Here is a 20095-nt window from a genome sequence, read left to right as displayed (position 1 = left end):
TTAGACCTTAGCCTATTTTAATAAGGAGTGTATAAAGTCATACACGGCCCCCATAGTATTCACGATCAAAATTTGTCCATAGATGTTCACAAACACTATTGAAAGAGTTAATTTCGCATCCGCTAAGAACATACCGGAATACCCGGATTTCTTGGACATTCAGATAAAATCATTTCAAGACTTTTTTCAACTTGAAACCAAATCTGACGAAAGAGGGAACGAAGGTCTCTACAACACCTTCATGGAGAATTTTCCAATCACAGATACCAGAAACCAGTTTGTACTAGAGTTTTTGGATTACTTCATAGATCCACCCAGATATTCCATCCAAGAATGTATCGAGCGTGGACTTACTTACAGTGTTCCATTAAAGGCACGTCTTAAATTATACTGTACCGATCCTGAGCACGAAGACTTTGAGACCATTGTACAGGATGTATACTTGGGTACCATCCCGTATATGACTCCGAGTGGGACCTTTGTGATCAATGGTGCAGAGCGTGTGGTTGTTTCCCAGTTGCACAGATCTCCGGGGGTTTTCTTTGGACAATCTTTTCACGCAAACGGAACAAAATTGTATTCAGCCAGGGTAATTCCTTTCAAAGGATCTTGGATTGAATTTGCTACCGATATCAATGGTGTTATGTACGCCTATATCGATAGAAAGAAAAAATTACCGGTAACCACCCTATTCAGGGCCATTGGTTTTGAAAGGGATAAGGATATCTTGGAAATCTTCGATCTATCCGAAGAAGTAAAAGTTTCCAAGGCTGGTCTTAAAAAAGTATTGGGCCGCAAATTGGCCGCAAGGGTGTTGAATACATGGCATGAGGATTTTGTGGACGAGGATACCGGAGAAGTGGTTTCCATTGAGCGTAATGAAATCATCCTTGACCGTGATACCATTTTGGAAAAGGAGCATATCGATGAAATCATTGATGCCGATGTGAAGACCATCCTACTTCACAAGGAAAACAATGCACAGTCAGATTACGCCATTATCCACAACACCTTGCAAAAGGACCCTACCAACTCTGAAAAGGAAGCGGTAGAACATATTTACAGACAATTGCGTAATGCCGAGCCACCCGATGAGGAAACCGCTCGTGGTATTATCGATAAATTGTTCTTCTCCGATCAACGTTACTCTTTGGGTGAGGTAGGTCGTTACAGAATGAACAAGAAATTGGGCTTGGACATTGGTATGGACAAAGAAGTCTTGACCAAGGAAGATATCATTACCATCATCAAGTATTTGATCGAGTTGATCAACTCCAAAGCGGAGATTGATGATATCGACCACTTGTCCAACCGTCGTGTACGTACCGTGGGTGAGCAATTGTCCCAGCAGTTTGGAGTAGGTTTGGCACGTATGGCACGTACCATCCGTGAGCGTATGAACGTTCGTGACAACGAGGTGTTTACCCCAATCGATTTGATCAACGCCAAGACCTTGTCTTCCGTGATCAACTCGTTCTTCGGGACCAACCAGTTGTCTCAGTTCATGGACCAGACCAACCCATTGGCTGAAATTACACACAAAAGAAGATTGTCCGCATTGGGGCCAGGTGGTCTTTCCCGTGAAAGAGCTGGTTTCGAGGTGCGTGACGTTCACTATACCCACTACGGTAGATTGTGTCCCATTGAAACCCCTGAAGGACCAAACATTGGTTTGATCTCTTCACTTTCCGTATTTGCGAAAGTGAACAGCATGGGCTTCTTGGAAACTCCTTACCGTAAAGTTGCCGATGGAAAAGTAGACGTGAAAGATCACATCTACTTGAGTGCAGAGGAGGAAGAAGGAATGAAAATTGCCCAGGCGAACATTCCTTTGAAAGATGACGGCACCATTGACAGGGATAAGGTAATTGCCCGTGAAGAAGGGGATTTCCCAGTGGTTGATCCTGCTGAAATCCAGTACACGGACGTTGCCCCCAACCAGATTGCATCCATCTCTGCTTCCTTGATTCCGTTCTTGGAACATGATGATGCGAACCGTGCGTTGATGGGCTCCAACATGATGCGCCAGGCCGTACCATTGTTGCGTCCTGATTCACCTATCGTGGGTACAGGTCTTGAAAGACAAGTAGCTACCGACTCCAGGGTATTGATCAATGCCGAAGGCAATGGAACCGTGGAGTATGTGGATGCCCAAAAAGTCACTATCAAATACGATAGAACCGATGAAGAGCGCTTGGTAAGCTTCGAAGAAGACTCCAAGACCTACGAATTGGTGAAATTTAGAAAGACCAACCAAGGGACCAGCATCAACTTGAAGCCTATCGTGAAGAAAGGTGACAAGGTGAAAAAAGGTCAAGTACTTTGTGAAGGATATGCTACCGAAAAAGGTGAATTGGCCTTGGGTAGAAACATGAAAGTAGCCTTTATGCCTTGGAAAGGATATAACTTTGAGGATGCGATCGTAATCTCTGAAAAAGTGGTTCGTGAGGATATCTTTACCTCCATCCACATTGATGAGTACGCTCTTGAGGTTAGGGATACCAAATTGGGTGCAGAGGAATTGACCAACGATATTCCAAACGTATCCGAGGAAGCTACCAAGGACTTGGACGAGTACGGTATGATCCGTATCGGTGCCGAGGTAAAACCTGGTGACATCCTTATTGGTAAGATCACTCCAAAAGGAGAATCAGACCCAACCCCAGAGGAAAAATTGTTGCGTGCCATCTTTGGTGACAAGGCCGGTGACGTAAAAGATGCTTCCTTGAAAGCTTCACCATCGTTGAGAGGTGTGGTTATTGACAAAAAATTGTTCTCTCGTTCCATCAAGGACAAGCGCAAGCGTTCCGAGGACAAAGAAGCCATCTCAAGATTGGAGATGGATTACGAGGTGAAATTCCAGCAATTGAAAGATGTATTGATCGAGAAATTATTTGGCTTGATCAATGGTAAAACATCTCAAGGTGTCATCAACGATTTGGGTGAGGAAGTACTTCCAAAAGGAAAGAAATACACCATTAAAATGTTGAACGCTGTTGACGATTTTGCCCACTTGGTTGGAGGTAGCTGGACAACAGATGAGGATACCAATGCTTTGGTGGCCGATTTGTTGCACAACTACAAGATCAAATTGAACGACATTCAAGGGAACCTAAGAAGGGACAAGTTCACCATCTCCGTTGGGGATGAGCTTCCTGCGGGAATCATGAAGTTGGCCAAGGTCTACATCGCCAAAAAACGCAAGTTGAAAGTGGGTGATAAAATGGCGGGTCGTCACGGTAACAAAGGTATTGTTGCCCGTATCGTTCGTCAGGAAGACATGCCGTTCTTGGAAGATGGAACTCCTGTGGACATCGTATTGAACCCACTGGGTGTACCTTCAAGGATGAACATTGGTCAGATCTACGAAACCGTTTTGGGTTGGGCCGGATTGAAATTGGGTAAAAAGTTTGCTACACCAATTTTTGATGGTGCCACTTTGGACGAGATCAATGCATTGACTGATGAGGCCGGTGTGCCACGTTTCGGACATACACACCTTTATGATGGTGGAACAGGTCAGCGTTTTGACCAGGCTGCCACCGTTGGGGTGATTTATATGTTGAAATTGGGTCACATGGTAGACGACAAGATGCACGCACGTTCCATTGGACCATACTCATTGATCACACAACAACCATTGGGTGGTAAGGCCCAGTTTGGTGGTCAGCGTTTTGGAGAGATGGAAGTATGGGCATTGGAAGCCTACGGTGCTTCATCAACCCTAAGGGAAATCCTGACCGTTAAGTCGGATGACGTTATCGGAAGGGCCAAGACCTATGAATCCATCGTGAAAGGCGAGACCATGCCAGAACCTGGATTGCCAGAATCTTTCAACGTATTGATGCACGAACTTAAAGGTTTGGGCTTGGATATCCGTTTGGAGGAGTAGAACACTATATTACATTAATTATATCATCACCATATTGTTATGGCTAGAATAAAAGACAATAACGCACCAAAAAGGTTCAATAAGATTTCCATAGGATTGGCCTCTCCAGAGTCCATTTTGGCTGAGTCCCGTGGCGAAGTATTGAAGCCTGAAACCATTAACTATAGAACGCACAAGCCCGAGCGTGATGGATTGTTCTGCGAGCGTATCTTTGGTCCCGTAAAGGATTATGAGTGTGCCTGTGGAAAGTATAAGCGTATCCGTTACCGTGGAATCGTTTGTGATCGTTGTGGTGTTGAAGTAACCGAGAAAAAAGTACGTAGGGACCGTGTAGGGCACATCAACCTAGTGGTTCCCGTAGCACACATCTGGTACTTCCGTTCATTGCCAAATAAAATCGGATACCTTTTGGGATTGCCTTCCAAAAAGTTGGATATGATCATTTACTACGAAAGGTATGTGGTCATCCAACCCGGTATTGCCAAAGGTCCCGAAGGAGAGGAAATCCACAAAATGGATTTCTTGACCGAAGAGGAATATTTGAACATCTTGGAGTCCATCCCTTCTGAGAACCAGTACTTGGAAGATACCGACCCCAACAAGTTCATCGCCAAAATGGGTGCCGAATGTTTGATCGATTTATTGTCCAGAATCGATTTGGAACAATTGTCCTACGAACTTCGTCACAAGGCAAACACCGAAACATCAAAACAACGTAAGACCGAAGCCTTGAAACGTCTTCAAGTGGTTGAGGCCTTGCGTGAATCACAGGACAACAGGGAGAACAACCCTGAGTGGATGATCATGAAGGTCATTCCCGTGATTCCACCAGAATTGCGCCCATTGGTGCCATTGGATGGTGGTCGTTTTGCCACTTCGGATTTGAACGATCTATACCGTAGGGTGATCATCCGTAACAACCGTCTAAAGCGGTTGATGGAGATCAAAGCCCCTGAGGTAATCTTGCGAAATGAGAAACGTATGCTTCAAGAAGCTGTGGATTCCCTTTTCGACAACACAAGAAAAGCCTCTGCGGTAAAAACAGAATCAAACAGACCATTGAAATCCCTTTCAGATTCCTTGAAAGGTAAACAAGGTCGTTTCCGTCAAAACCTTTTGGGTAAACGTGTGGATTACTCCGCTCGTTCCGTAATTGTTGTTGGTCCGGAATTGAAATTGTACGAATGTGGTCTGCCAAAAGATATGGCGGCCGAGCTGTACAAGCCTTTTGTTATCCGTAAGTTAATAGAAAGAGGTATTGTAAAGACAGTAAAGTCTGCCAAGAAGATCATAGACAAGAAAGAGCCTGTGGTTTGGGATATTCTGGAAAATGTCCTTAAAGGACATCCAGTTCTATTGAACCGGGCCCCCACATTACACCGATTGGGTATCCAAGCGTTCCAGCCCAAACTTATTGAAGGTAAGGCGATTCGTTTGCACCCCTTGGCGTGTACCGCATTCAACGCGGATTTCGATGGGGATCAGATGGCGGTTCACTTGCCATTGGGGCCAGAGGCCATTTTGGAGGCCCAATTGTTGATGTTGGCTTCCCAAAATATCTTGAACCCTGCAAATGGTTCGCCAATTACGGTACCATCACAGGATATGGTTTTGGGATTGTACTATATGACCAAGGAAAGAAGGTCTACCAAAGAAGTTCCTGTAAAAGGGGAAGGCTTGACGTTCTATTCCGCTGAAGAGGTTGAGATTGCCTTTAACGAAAAGAAAGTAGATCTTAATGCAGCAATCAAGGTAAGGACCAAAGACTTCAATGAAAATGGAGAATTGGTCAATCAAATTATTGAAACTACGGTAGGTCGTGTATTGTTCAACTCTGAAGTACCAGAACAAGCAGGATTTATCAACCAAGTATTGAACAAGAAGGCCCTAAGGAACATTATTGGGGATATTCTTGCCGTGACCGATGTACCTACAACGGCCGAATTCTTGGATAAGATAAAATCCATGGGATATGATTTCGCTTTCAAGGGAGGTTTGTCCTTCAGCTTGGGAGATATTATTATTCCAGCGGAAAAACAAGACATGATCAACGAGGCCAACGAGCAGGTTGATGGTATTATGATGAACTATAACATGGGTCTTATCACCAACAATGAGCGATATAACCAGGTTATTGATGTTTGGACTTCCACCAACGCCATGTTGACCGAATTGGCCATGAAGCGAATCCGTGAGGACAAGCAAGGATTCAACTCGGTATATATGATGTTGGATTCCGGTGCGAGGGGTTCCAAAGAGCAGATTCGTCAGTTGACCGGTATGCGTGGATTGATGGCCAAGCCTAAAAAATCTACCGCTGGTGGTGGTGAAATTATTGAAAACCCGATTCTTTCCAACTTTAAGGAAGGTCTATCCATCTTGGAATACTTTATCTCTACCCACGGTGCGCGTAAGGGTCTTGCTGATACCGCTTTGAAAACTGCGGATGCTGGATACTTGACCCGTCGTTTGGTGGATGTTTCCCAAGATGTGATCATCAACATAGAAGATTGTGGTACACTTCGAGGAATTGAAGTGGAAGCATTGAAGAAGAATGAGGAAATCGTGGAAACCCTCGGAGAACGAATCTTGGGTAGGGTTTCTTTACATGATGTATACAACCCATTGACTGAGGAGTTGATCCTTAGAGCAGGCCAAGATATTACTGAAGCTGATGTGAAGAAGGTGGAAGCCGCTCCAATTGAAAAAATTGAAGTACGTTCACCATTGACTTGTGAGGCGCCTCAGGGAATCTGTGCAAAATGCTACGGAAGAAACCTAGCTACCAATAAAATGGTGCAACGTGGTGAGGCCGTTGGTGTGGTTGCAGCACAATCCATTGGAGAGCCAGGTACTCAGTTGACCTTGCGTACGTTCCACGTAGGGGGTATTGCAGGTAACATTTCTGAGGACAACAAATTGGAGTCCAAGTTCGATGGTGTTGCAGAAATCGAAGATTTGAGGGTTGTTGAAGGTGAAAACAGTGAAGGTGAAAAGACCAATATTGTTATCTCCAGGACTACCGAAATCAAGATAATGGATGCCAAGACAGGAATTACCTTGAGTACCAATAACATTCCTTACGGTTCACAATTGTTTGTGAAGGATGGAGAGAAGATTTCCAAGGGAACCGTGATTTGTCAGTGGGATCCTTATAATGGTGTTATTGTGTCCGAGTTTACAGGACAGATTGCCTATGAGAATATTGAGCAAGGGGTTACCTACCAAGTGGAGATTGATGAACAGACCGGTTTCCAAGAAAAAGTAATCTCTGAATCGAGAAACAAAAAGTTGATTCCTACCTTATTGATCAAGGATGGTAAAGGTGAAACCTTGCGTTCTTACAACTTGCCTGTTGGTTCCCACATTATGGTGAACGATGGGGAGAAAATCAAAGAAGGAAAGATTCTGGTCAAGATTCCACGTAAATCTGCTAAAACAGGGGATATTACTGGTGGTCTTCCAAGAGTAACCGAGTTATTCGAAGCAAGAAACCCGTCTAACCCAGCTGTTGTATCTGAAATAGATGGTGTGGTTTCTTTTGGTAAGATCAAAAGAGGTAACCGTGAAATCATCATCGAATCAAAGACAGGTGAGATCAAGAAGTACTTGGTTAAACTTTCCAACCAAATTTTGGTTCAGGAAAATGACTATGTACGTGCCGGTATGCCATTGTCTGATGGATCTATTACTCCAGAAGACATTTTGGCCATCAAAGGACCATCTGCTGTTCAGCAGTATTTAGTGAACGAGGTTCAGGAGGTATACCGTTTACAAGGTGTAAAAATCAACGATAAGCACTTTGAGGTTGTCGTTAGGCAGATGATGCGTAAAGTACAGATCCAGGATTCGGGAGACACTACCTTCTTGGAGAACCAATTGGTACACAAAGATGACTTCATCAACGAAAATGATGAAATCTTTGGTAAGAAAGTGGTAGAGGATGCAGGTGATTCCGAGAGGTTAAAACCAGGTCAGATAGTTACGGCACGTCAATTAAGGGATGAGAACTCTATTCTTCGAAGAGAGGACAAGACCTTGGTTACCGCAAGGGATGCCGTTGCTGCTACTGCGACACCAATTCTTCAGGGAATTACAAGAGCGTCGTTGCAGACCAAATCCTTTATCTCTGCGGCATCGTTCCAGGAAACCACCAAAGTGTTGAATGAAGCTGCCGTTAATGGTAAGGTAGATACTTTGGAAGGATTGAAGGAAAACGTAATTGTTGGACACAAGATTCCTGCCGGTACCGGTATGAGGGATTATGACAGTATCATTGTAGGTTCCAAAGAGGAATATGATGAGATCATGGCCCGAAAAGAGGAATTTAAATTCTAGATAATGAGCAAGCCCTGACCTAACCGTCAGGGTTTTCTTTTTCATTTTTGAAAGAAAGTAAAGTATGGCTGAAAAAAATCAGAACCAAAAGCAGATTAATATTGAACTGGATGAGAAAACGGCAGAGGGAATTTATTCCAACTTGGCCATTATCAATCATTCCGTATCGGAGTTTGTGGTGGACTTTATCAGTATGATGCCAGGGGCTCCTAAGGCTAAAGTGAAGAGCAGAATTGTGCTGACACCCCAACATGCCAAGAAGTTTTTAAAGGCTTTAAACGATAATGTGGCCCGTTTTGAAAAAGCACACGGCCCTATAAAAGATTATGAGCAACCTTCCATTCCATTGAATTTTGGACCTACGGGAGAAGCTTAAAAAAAGGCCCTGATTTAAATCAGGGCCTTTTTTATCATTTCAGCCAGCCTTTATCGATTCCTTTTTTTGAAAAGAAAACTAGGTAAAGCCCAATGATTATAACAATTATGGGCATCCCATAAGTGGAAGTGCCAAATGCTTCTACCGCATTGGAAATAAAAAGCCAATGGATAAACTGTGCCACGGCAGTTATCAATGAAATAATGAAGAAAGGCCGCGCCCATTTTTTTCGGAGCAAAAGCCCGATTGATCCAATAAGCCCGGAAAAGACTGCAATGGCAAATGCAGCAGTTGCCCAAGCTGGTATTCCTTCAAAAACCTCACGTTGTGCCTGGTCCAAAGATTCCAGAATGGCCTGTTGGTTAAAGGCTTGATTGAGATAGTTAAAAACACCCATCAAATTCCACAAAAGTGCGATAGTGCTTACCACCCAGAACCAAACTGGTGGTTTTACGGTTGTTGTCATAATAGTTATTTTTTGGTTGTGGATACAATGTACAAAAATGACAACAAAGAATGGCTAAGACGTTATTTTACAATAAAGTAAGTGTGTCAATTGTTGCTGTGAACTCCACAGCATTTAGCATGTTTTAACGCTTACTGTTTCTATTGTGAAACTACTTTTTGACTTCTAGATTACGTGGATTGGCTGTTATTCAAACTCTGAAGTATAATGTAGTTTTACAGAAGGGTATTTTTGCTGTGTCATCTGAAGTGAAAATGGAGAATCGGCCAAAAAGACAAGTTTTCCACGTTTATCAGTAGCCAAAAACTTCTGTTTTACCCGTTTAAATTCGGCAAATTCCTCATTATTTTTATCCTCAGGTTCTACCCAACAGGCTTTGTACACTGGAAAGTTCTCATAAGTGCATTTGGCGCCATATTCGTGCTCCAATCGGTATTGGATTACCTCATATTGCAGAGCTCCCACCGTACCAATAATCTTTCTGCCATTCATTTCCAAGGTAAATAACTGGGCTACACCCTCATCCATAAGCTGGTCAATTCCTTTATACAACTGCTTGGCCTTCATGGGGTCTGCATTGTTGATATATCTGAAATGCTCTGGTGAAAAGCTTGGGATACCTTTGTAATGTAGCTTTTCGCCACTGGTTAACGTATCTCCGATCTTAAAATTCCCAGTATCATGCAGTCCAACAATATCACCGGGGTATGAAACATCAACGATTTCCTTTTTTTCCGCAAAGAATGCATTAGGGCTGGAAAATTTTAACTTTTTGTCATGACGAACGTGTAAATAAGGTGTATTACGCTCAAAAGTTCCCGAAACTACCTTTATAAATGCCAATCTATCTCGGTGTTTGGGGTCCATATTCGCATGGATTTTAAACACAAAGCCTGAAAAATCCTTCTCATTGGCTTTTACTAAACGTTCCTCGGCCATTTTGGCTCTTGGGGGAGGAGCAATGTCCACAAAACAGTCTAGCAATTCCCGAACCCCAAAATTATTTAGGGCTGAACCAAAGAAAACAGGTTGTAACTCTCCTTTTAGATATGCTTCTTTGTCAAAATCAGGATATACTCCATTTACCAATTCCAGATTGTCACGAAGGTTTTCAGCGGCACTGGCACCTATAATTTTTTCGAGCTCTGGGCTGTTGATATCATCAAAGGCAATAGTCTCTTCAATATTCTTTTTACTGTTGCCGCTAAATAGATTGATGTTTCTCTCGTAAATATTGTAAATACCCTTAAAATCGTACCCCATTCCTATGGGAAAACTAAGGGGAGTAACAGATAGTCCCAATTTTTGTTCCACTTCGTCCAATAGGTCAAAGGCATCTTTTCCCTCCCGATCTAACTTGTTGATAAAGACAATCATGGGAATATTGCGCATCCGGCAAACTTCAACCAATTTTTCGGTCTGTTCCTCTACACCCTTGGCAACATCGATTACTACAATTACACTGTCAACAGCAGTCAAGGTTCTAAAGGTGTCTTCGGCAAAATCCTTGTGTCCTGGTGTATCTAATATGTTGATTTTCTTATTGTTGTAAATAAATGCCAGAACCGAAGTAGCTACTGAGATACCTCGCTGTCGCTCAATCTCCATGAAGTCGCTCGTGGCGGACTTTTTAATTTTATTGCTCTTTACGGCCCCAGCCTCTTGTATTGCACCTCCAAACAAAAGTAATTTTTCCGTCAAGGTGGTTTTTCCCGCATCAGGGTGAGAGATAATACCAAAAGTTCTTCGTCGCGCTATTTCCTTTTCAAAACTCATCAACAAAAATTTGGGCAAAAATAGGGTAATTATAGCTTTTGTCATCAATTTGTTAAAAGATACCCCATTGTTGATATTTTCGGAAAAAAAGGAAGCCGGCCTTGGGTTATGGTAGCAAAAAGTAGAGTAATTTTCGCTCCGCATTGCTCAAGCGTAAAGTTTGAGCTTCGGTTTATTTTGATTTAATGTAAAGTATGAGGTAAATAATGATGATGAATACGCCTTTTATCGAGAAAAATAGGAGGTGAGCGTCAAATACATTAATTATGTGACCGGATTGTGTTTGTATGTGTCGGAATGACCAAAGCACGAAAAAATAAGAAAGCCCCAATTTTCTTACACTTACGAGAACTACATGCCATGGTGATTAGTTGACCAAAACTTATCATTTATGGAAAAAAATACTTTCTTGGATTTTGGGAGAAGGATACTTTATGGTCTATTTCCTGTTCTGGGACTTGCCATATTCCTGATCATGACCTCTTTTGATGGGGCACCCGCATCCACAACCAAATCCTTGGTCGTTGTAGATATGTACACTGACGCAGATGGAGATGGTGTTCCAGATTACATAGATATTGATGACGATAATGACGGAATTTTGGATTCGGTAGAGGATAATAACCTTGATGGCGATAACGACCCCCTGACCAATCCTTATGATAAAGACTCCGATGGTATTCCCAATCATCTGGACATAGATTCAGATGGTGATGGTATTTTGGATAACATTGAGGGGCAGTCATCCTCAAATTATATAGCACCGTCGGGAATAGATGCCAACAATAATGGTTTGGATGATGCTTATGAAAATGATGGTAAGCTGGGAATCGAACCCATAAATACGGATAGATATAATGGGGGAAATGGGTTTTTGCCAGATTATCTGGATGTGGATTCTGACATCGATGGCATTAGGGACAATGTAGAGGCTCAGTCGTTTAAAGACTATGTTGGGCCCTCTGGAACGGATTCAAATGCAAATGGATTGGACGATGCATATGAAGGGGCATACGGATTTGGGATTATCCCTTTGGATTCAGATGAAGATGGCATACCGGACTACAGGGATTTCGATTCAGATAATGATGGAATAAAAGATAAGGTGGAAGCACAAACATCAGAAGGGTACATTCCACCATCTGATGACAAAAACTGCAATGATATTGATGATGCCTATGAAGATGGATTAAATCCTATTGATACGGATTCCGATTCCATTCCTGATTATAGGGATATCGATAGTGATAATGATGGCATATTGGACAATGTTGAAAGCCAGACAATCCAAGATTATGTGGCGCCAAGCGGAATCGATGATAATGGAGACGGAATGGATGATGTATATGGTCTTGGAGGCATTGATCCCATCAATTCTGATGCAGATTCACTGCCAGATTTTAGAGATATCGATAGTGACGATGACGGGATTCCAGACAACGTTGAGGCGCAGAGCACTGCAGGCTATATTCTCCCGAACAACGACGACGCTGCAACCTACGAGTCGAACGACGGTTTGAACAGCGCCTACCTTGGTGGCTTAGACCCGGAGGACACCGATGGTGACGGCACGCCGGACTACCTTGACGAAGACAGTGATGACGATTTGGTGGCGGACAACAACGAAGGTAACGACTTCAACTATGACGGTATCCCGGACTGGACATACACAGGGACGGATACGGACAACGACGGTCTTGACGACGGCTACGAGGGCAGCGATGTCAACGACGGTTATGACGTGAACGACGAGATAGAGGACCCTGCAACGGACCTTCCCGACACAGATGGTACTGAAGATGTAAACTACCGAGATATTGATGATGATGGCGACGGGATCGACACCCCTGACGAGGACGCAAATGAGGACGGTGACCCTACAAATGATGATACTGATGAAGATGGCACCCCGGACTACCTTGACCCCGACAGTGGCGGAGGTGATGATACGGATGGTGATGGAGTCACTGATGATGATGAAGAGGAAGACGGAACGGATCCTAGCGATGCCTGTGATTTTATATTGGCCAACCAGACCGTGGAACCTTCGTCTGAATGGAAGACATCGGATTGTGATGGAGACGGTGTGACCAACGAGGACGAGAAAGAAGATGGCACGGATCCCTTGGATCCCTGTGATTATAACCCTGATCATGTCACCTTGCCGCAGAGTGGGGATTATTTGACCGCTGACTGCGACGGTGATGGAGTGACGAACGAAGATGAAGAGGAAGACGGAACAGATCCGAACGATGCCTGTGATTTTGTATTGGATAGCCAGACCCTGGACCCAAGCTCTACATGGAATACTTCTGATTGTGATGGTGATGGAGTGACAAATGAGGATGAGAAGGAAGATGGTACCGACCCATTGGATCCCTGCGACTACAATCCTGACCATGTGACCTTGCCACAGAGTGGGGATTATTTGACCGCTGACTGCGACGGTGATGGAGTGACGAACGAAGATGAAGAGGAAGACGGAACAGATCCGAACGATGCATGTGACTTTGTACTGGATAGCCAGACCGTGGACCCAAGCTCTACATGGAATACTGCTGATTGCGATGGTGATGGGGTTACCAATGAAGACGAGATAGAAGATGGTACTGATCCATTGGACCCTTGTGATTATAATCCAGAGAGTATCACGTTGGAGCCATCTCCAGAGTGGAAAGAACTGGATTGTGATGGAGACGGAAATCCAAATGGTACGGATCCCAATCCTTTGGAAGCTTCAGCAGCTGATGATTCTGGATCAACCCCAGCCTTGACGGAAGTGGCCATAAATATTTTGGAGAATGATGATTATCTCCCTAACAATAATGAAAATAATGTGGGTGTTACCAGTTTGTCGAGAATTGGAGGGACTGCGGCCGGTGTTGTTTCCTTTGATCCAGAAACTGGGTTTATGACCTATACCCCTACGGAATTGGAATCCAATTCTACGGTTACGGTTGTGTATCAAGTATGTAATGTCTTGCCGGACCCAAATGTTTGTGCTACAGCTACGGTTACCATTGAAGTGGGGGCCAACACCATTGATGCTGTGGATGATTCATATACCGGAAATGGGGACATTGCTGACAGTGATGTGCTTTCCAACGATACATTGAACGGGGAGCCCGCTACTTTGTTGAATGTGATTTTGACCTCTACCTCTACGGACGAGCTTACCATCAATCCCGATGGAAGCGTGAGTGTGAACCCTGGTACAGCCGAGGGCACGTACACTATAACGTACACGATATGTGAAATCGCCAATGTGGACAATTGCGATACGGCCACGGTCACCGTGGAGGTCGCGGACGGCATGGCCAATGCCATTGATGCCGTGGATGATTCCTATACTGGAAATGGAGACATTGCTGACAGTGATGTACTTTCCAACGATACATTGAATGGAGAGGCAGTTACTTTGGCCGATGTTATTTTGACCTCGACCCCAACGGACGAGCTTACCATCAATCCTGATGGAAGCGTGAGTGTGAACCCTGGTACAGCCGAGGGTATATATTCCATCACCTATACCATCTGTGAAATCGATAATGTGGAAAATTGCGATACGGCCACGGTCACCGTGGAGGTAACCGAGGGTATGGCCAACGTCATCGATGCCGTGGATGATTTTTATAATGAAGAAGCAGGAGGCGGTGTTATTCCAAATGCCAATGTGTTGTTGAATGACAGACTTGATGGGGAGGAAGTTAACTTGGTCGATGTCATTTTGACTTCAGATCCAACAAACTCACTCATGATCAATGACGATGGAACAATTACTGTTGCTTCAGAAATTACGGCTGGGGAGTATACCATAGAGTATACCATTTGCGAGGCAGGCAACCCTGAAAATTGTGATACGGCAACGGTTACCGTGATCATAGAGGAGATAGAAGTAAACCAGATGGTGACTCCAAATGGGGATTTAAAGAATGATTTCCTATTTATCCGTGGGGTGAGCAAGATAAAATCCAGCACATTACAGATTTTTAATAGATGGGGTGTGGCCGTTTATGAGGGCAAAAACTATGACAATGTGAGGAATGTTTTTGACGGTCGTTCCAGAGGAAGGTCCTCATTGAGTGTGAACGACTATCTTCCGGCCGGGGTATATTTTTATATCTTTAATTATGAAACCGAAAAAGGAAGTTTCACGGACACCGATTACATTTATATAAGCAGGTAACAATAGTTAGAATGATAAAAAAACATTTTTTAGTTCCGTTTGCTGTATTGGGAATGATGTCCATGGGGCTTTTTGCCCAACAAGACGCGCAATATACGCAATACATGTTCAATACTTTGAGCGTAAACCCTGCTTACGCCGGGTCTCGAGGCCAATTGAGTTTTGCCGGATTGTACCGTTCCCAATGGGTAGGGTTGGATGGTGCCCCAGAAACGTTCACCTTAAACCTTCATTCACCCATCCGAAACAGTAGGTTGGGTTATGGAGTTTCCATTGTTAATGACAATATTGGGGATGGAGTGGTTCAAGAAACTTACTTGGATGCCGTCGTTTCATATACCATCCAATTCGCAAGGGATGCTAAATTGTCATTTGGGTTGAAAGCAGGAGGAAATATGCTCAGCTTGGATTTCAACGGACTTCGAAATTTTGATCAAGAAGTGGTCAGTCAAGACAACATCGATAACAAGTTCAATCCTAATTTTGGACTGGGAATTTATTATCATACTGACAAATTCTATGTTGGGGCTTCAGCACCAAATATTTTGGAAAGCGAGTATTTCGACAATAATAATGATGATGGCTCGGTGAACTTTTTGTCGGCCGAGCGTATCAATTTTTATTTGATTACAGGGTATGTTTTTGATATTGGGGCCGATTTGAAATTTAAACCGGCTCTTTTGACAAAAGCTGTTGGAGGGGCACCTTTGCAAGTTGACCTATCGGCAAATTTCCTGTATGCAGACAAGTTCAGTTTTGGCGCCGCATACAGATTGGATGCTGCGGTAAGTGCCTTGGCAGGATTTCAGATTACGGACCAGATAATGATAGGTCTGGCCTATGACAGGGAAGTAACCGAATTGGGAGGGACCCAATTCAACGACGGCTCTTTTGAGATATTCCTCAGATTGGAGTTGCTTAAATCGTTTCAAAGAACGGTATCACCAAGATTCTTTTAATACAGGTTAGGATGCTAAAAAGAATACCCATACTCCTTCTCATGTTTTTTGGATGCATAGCGAACATGCTGGCACAGGATAGCATTCCAGATAAGCAGCAAGCCAAAAGAAAAGCAAAGGCAGACCAACGTTATGAAGAATATTCCTTTAGTCCGGCCATCGACATTTACAAGAAGGTATTGGACAAAGGATACGTGTCGTCAGATTTGCTGAAACGCCTTGGAAATGCCTACTATTTCAATGCGAAGTACCAAGAGGCAGCCAATATCTATAAGAAACTGGAAGAATCCTATCCAGATGAAATGGGAGTGGACTTCATTTTTAGATATGCCCAAAGCTTGAAATCGTTGGGGAATTACGATGAAGCTGGCCAATTGATGGAAAAGTTCAAGACGATGACCGCGGTTGATGTTGATTTTGATGAAGACTATCTGGCCAAAATAGAGGAAAACTCAGGAAGATATGGTGTAAAGCCCTTCGAATATAATAGTAAGTATTCAGATTTTGCCGCATCCTTTTATGAGAAAGGTCTCATTTTTGCTTCGGATAGGGACACGGGAAATTTGGCCCGCTATAGGCATACATGGAACTCAAAAGACTTTCTGGACCTATATAAGGTCGATGCTGATAGTGCTTCCAATGGAAGAGCCATAAAACTGGAGGGAGATGTGAATACCCGACTACATGAATCAACTTCGGTAGTAACCAAGGATGGAACCACCATGTACTTTACCCGAAACAATTTTTTGGATGGAAAAAAGAAAAAAGATGAGGAGGGTATCATCCGTTTAAAGATCTATAGCGCAGAACGGGTCAATGGAGTTTGGACAAACATCACGGAGCTCCCTTTCAACAATGATTCCTATTCGGTGGCACACCCTGTCTTGAGTCCAGATGAGAAGAGGTTGTATTTTGTTTCTGATATGACCGGAAGTGCAGGGGAATCGGATATATTCATGACAGAAATTATTGGAGACGGAACCTATGGGCCAATCATAAATTTAGGGAAGAACATTAATACCATAGGGCGTGAGACCTTTCCGTTTATCACTAAAGATGGTGTATTATATTTTTCATCGGACGGCCATCAAGGTTTGGGTGGTTTGGATGTCTTTGCCACCAAAATTGCCTTCAATGATTACGATCAACCTGTTGTTAACGTAGGTAGGCCCATCAATGGACCTCTAGATGACTTTTCCTTTATTTTCGATTCAGAGAGCAAGAAGGGCTACTTTTCCTCAAATAGAGAAGGTGGAATGGGAGAAGATGATATTTACGAGTTTGTTGAAAATGACCCTTTGGTGCTCGATTGCATACAAGAAGTTTCGGGAACGGTTAGAGACCGGATATCCAATGAAGTGTTGGCAGGAGCCACAGTTATGGTCATTGATGAGGAAAATAAAGAAATTTCTTCAACAATTACAGATTCCAAAGGCAATTATGTTTTGCAGTTGGATTGCTCCAAGGGTAATTTTGTACGGGCATCACGAGATGGGTATGTTCCTGCAGAGGAGTACCTGAATAAGTCCGATGGCAAACCAAGAATTATAGATTTTTATTTGGAACGCGATGTCGTGACCGGTGGGTTTGGCGATGATTTGGCCAAACTACTCCAGCTGAGTACCATTTATTTTGATTTGAACAAATACAACATCCGTCCAGATGCCGAAATCGAAATCCAAAAGGTAATTGTAGCCATGGAAAAGTACCCAAGCTTAAAAATTAAGGTGAACTCACACACCGATAGCCGTGGAAACGACGCATATAACCTCTGGTTATCGCAGAAAAGAGCGGAGTCTACAATAAATTATATGATTTCCAAAGGGATTGCTGCCGACAGACTACAAAGCGAAGGATTTGGAGAATCAAGATTGGTCAACGAATGTGCTAATGGAGTACCATGCTCCAGCGAGCAACACCAGCTAAACAGAAGGTCCGAATTCATCATATTTGACTGATTCTACCACTGAATAAGAATAAAAAGCACCTCTTGAAATTTCAAGAGGTGCTTTTTGTTTGGAGTAACCTGATTTTACAATCTTCCCTCGAGAAAATTATTACCTCAAATACATCATTTAAACACATAAAAAGGTTTAAAAAATAAAGTGAAGGATATTTCTTACGATTAGATTCATAAAATGGTCTTCAATTTTTGAAGCATTCTTAACCGTTGATATTGCTGGATTTATCGATAAACGGTCCTAAGAAACAAGGAGGTATTCGGACAATCACCTCAAAAATTCAAGACTATACCGTAAGATTCAGGGCATACACAACAAATATTTTCCCCCCCTATAAGTAAAGGTAATTTTGTAGCATGTATTAAAATGCCAAGTGTTGATTCTTGCAACCAACACGAAAACTAAGCTAGTAAAATTGCAAAAAAAAATACAATTACAGAACCCTCAACTAATAATAACCCCATGAAAAAGAGCATATTAGTTTTAATCCTGCTACTTTCTACAGGAATTGCCTTTTCTCAAACCACAGTAACCCTGCAAGACCAGTGCAATTGTGAAGTTCTAAAAGGAACCGATGTGTCAAGCCCAGGAGCGATAGTTCCAAGCGGCGCCGACACTGGAGACATTTATGTCAATACCAATACTGGAACCATTTACTTTTGGGATGGTGATACTTGGGAACTAACTTCTTCAGATGACCAACAGCTTACAGGTTTCACGTTTAACGATGCAACCAATACTTTAACATTGACATTGGAGAATGGGGGTAGTGTCAATGTTGATTTAAGTAGTTTAAGCGATAGCCTTACCGATACCAATACGACGATTACTTCTTTTGGAATTGATGGGACCAATACCAATTTGGTTATTACAGATTCTGATACGAACACATATGCCGTATCACTAGCGGATATTGCGGCCTTGATTGATACAGATAACCAGACCTTGTCGGAGGTACTCTCCGAGGGCAACAGCGCGGGCACATCCATAACGAACGTTACTGACCCGACCAATGCGCAGGACGCCGCCACGAAGAACTATGTGGACACACAGATCACGGCCAACGCGGCCGATGGCTCGGAGACGATCGTCAACGCCGGTACGGACATCAGTGTGAGCGGCACAGGCACCACTGGCGACCCCTATATCGTGAACAGCACCTTCACGGAGGTGGACGGCAGCGTGACCAACGAGATACAAAATTTGGCCAGCGTGCTCGGCGAGGGCAACAGCGCGGGCACATCCATTACGAACGTTACTGACCCGACCAACGCGCAGGACGCCGCCACGAAGAACTACGTGGACACGCAGATCACGGCCAACGCGGCCGATGGCTCGGAGACCATCGTGAACGCCGGTACGGACATCAGTGTCAGCGGCACAGGCACCACCGGCGACCCCTATATCGTGAACAGCACCTTCACCGAGGTGGACGGCAGCATCACCAACGAGATACAAAATTTGGCCAGCGTGCTCTCCGAGGGCAACAGCGCGGGCACATCCATAACGAACGTTACTGACCCGACCAACGCGCAGGACGCCGCCACGAAGAACTATGTGGACACACAGATCACGGCCAACGCGGCCGATGGCTCGGAGACGATCGTCAACGCCGGCACGGACATCAGCGTGAGCGGCACAGGTACCACTGGCGACCCCTATATCGTGAACAGCACCTTCACTGAGGTCGATGGAAGCGTGACCAATGAGGTGAACACCCGCTTCGAGGTAAGTGGGGCGAACCTAGAGATAGAGGACAGCAACGGTACGTTACAGGTACCTTTGGCCAACTTGGGCAGCGACGACCAGACCTTGTCGGAGGTGCTCTCCGAGGGCAACAGCGCGGGCACTTCCATCACCAATGTGACGGACCCGACCAATGCCCAGGACGCCGCCACGAAGAACTACGTGGACACGCAGATCACGGCCAACGCGGCCGATGGCTCGGAGACCATCGTGAACGCCGGTACGGACATCAGTGTGAGCGGCACAGGCACCACCGGCGACCCCTATATCGTGAACAGCACCTTCACGGAGGTGGACGGAAGCATCACCAACGAGATACAAAATTTGGCGAGCGTGCTGGGAGAGGGCAACAGCGCGGGCACATCCATTACGAACGTTACTGACCCGACCAATGC

General features: G+C 44.1%; 9 protein-coding genes. 7 read left to right on the top strand and 2 right to left on the bottom strand.

The window, feature by feature from the left end; all coding sequences use genetic code 11:
- The first annotated feature begins 82 nt into the window (after positions 1-82).
- From rpoB to EZV76_RS09535, 3 genes are all read left to right on the top strand, one after another.
- Positions 83-3892: a DNA-directed RNA polymerase subunit beta gene (gene rpoB, locus EZV76_RS09545; RefSeq protein WP_136566329.1), complete on the top strand. Its 3810-nt coding sequence runs from the start codon at positions 83-85 to the stop codon at positions 3890-3892.
- Positions 3893-3931: 39 nt separating this feature from the next.
- Complete coding sequence (gene rpoC, locus EZV76_RS09540; RefSeq protein ID WP_136566328.1) at positions 3932-8230, top strand: DNA-directed RNA polymerase subunit beta'; 4299 nt, start codon at positions 3932-3934, stop codon at positions 8228-8230.
- Positions 8231-8294: 64 nt separating this feature from the next.
- A complete protein-coding gene (locus EZV76_RS09535; protein WP_136566327.1) occupies positions 8295-8606 on the top strand; it encodes a DUF3467 domain-containing protein in 312 nt (103 codons plus the stop codon).
- Between the two features lie 34 nt (positions 8607-8640).
- On the opposite strand, the gene EZV76_RS09530 is transcribed toward EZV76_RS09535, so the two are convergent.
- Both EZV76_RS09530 and EZV76_RS09525 read right to left on the bottom strand, forming a co-directional pair.
- Positions 8641-9072: a hypothetical protein gene (locus EZV76_RS09530; protein WP_136566326.1), complete on the bottom strand. Its 432-nt coding sequence runs from the start codon at positions 9070-9072 to the stop codon at positions 8641-8643.
- Between the two features lie 186 nt (positions 9073-9258).
- Positions 9259-10848, bottom strand: coding sequence for a peptide chain release factor 3 (locus EZV76_RS09525; protein WP_136566325.1), 1590 nt, complete (start codon positions 10846-10848; stop codon positions 9259-9261).
- Between the two features lie 391 nt (positions 10849-11239).
- On the opposite strand from EZV76_RS09525, the gene EZV76_RS09520 reads away from it, so the two are divergent.
- From EZV76_RS09520 to EZV76_RS09505, 4 genes are all read left to right on the top strand, one after another.
- Positions 11240-15034 carry a T9SS type B sorting domain-containing protein gene (locus EZV76_RS09520; RefSeq protein ID WP_136566324.1) on the top strand — a complete coding sequence of 1265 codons (3795 nt, stop codon included), beginning with the start codon at positions 11240-11242 and terminating at the stop codon, positions 15032-15034.
- Positions 15035-15045: 11 nt separating this feature from the next.
- Positions 15046-15993, top strand: coding sequence for a PorP/SprF family type IX secretion system membrane protein (locus EZV76_RS09515; protein ID WP_136566323.1), 948 nt, complete (start codon positions 15046-15048; stop codon positions 15991-15993).
- Between the two features lie 11 nt (positions 15994-16004).
- A complete protein-coding gene (locus EZV76_RS09510; protein ID WP_136566322.1) occupies positions 16005-17951 on the top strand; it encodes an OmpA family protein in 1947 nt (648 codons plus the stop codon).
- Between the two features lie 465 nt (positions 17952-18416).
- Positions 18417-20095: beta strand repeat-containing protein (locus EZV76_RS09505; RefSeq protein ID WP_136566321.1), on the top strand; the 1679-nt coding region annotated here is incomplete at its 3' end.

The sequence above is a fragment of the Flagellimonas alvinocaridis genome (assembly GCF_004916895.1).
GTDB lineage: Bacteria > Bacteroidota > Bacteroidia > Flavobacteriales > Flavobacteriaceae > Flagellimonas > Flagellimonas alvinocaridis.
Note: the sequence above shows the minus strand (reverse complement) of the source record. Positions and strands in the feature narration are given on the sequence as shown.

Excerpts from the sequence above, each read along its gene's own strand:
- rpoB (WP_136566329.1), top strand. The coding sequence starts at position 83 with ATGTTCACAAACACTATTGAAAGAGTTAATTTCGCATCCGCTAAGAAC.
- rpoC (WP_136566328.1), top strand. The coding sequence starts at position 3,932 with ATGGCTAGAATAAAAGACAATAACGCACCAAAAAGGTTCAATAAGATT.
- EZV76_RS09535 (WP_136566327.1), top strand. The coding sequence starts at position 8,295 with ATGGCTGAAAAAAATCAGAACCAAAAGCAGATTAATATTGAACTGGAT.
- EZV76_RS09530 (WP_136566326.1), bottom strand. The coding sequence starts at position 9,072 with ATGACAACAACCGTAAAACCACCAGTTTGGTTCTGGGTGGTAAGCACT.
- EZV76_RS09525 (WP_136566325.1), bottom strand. The coding sequence starts at position 10,848 with ATGAGTTTTGAAAAGGAAATAGCGCGACGAAGAACTTTTGGTATTATC.
- EZV76_RS09520 (WP_136566324.1), top strand. The coding sequence starts at position 11,240 with ATGGAAAAAAATACTTTCTTGGATTTTGGGAGAAGGATACTTTATGGT.
- EZV76_RS09515 (WP_136566323.1), top strand. The coding sequence starts at position 15,046 with ATGATAAAAAAACATTTTTTAGTTCCGTTTGCTGTATTGGGAATGATG.
- EZV76_RS09510 (WP_136566322.1), top strand. The coding sequence starts at position 16,005 with ATGCTAAAAAGAATACCCATACTCCTTCTCATGTTTTTTGGATGCATA.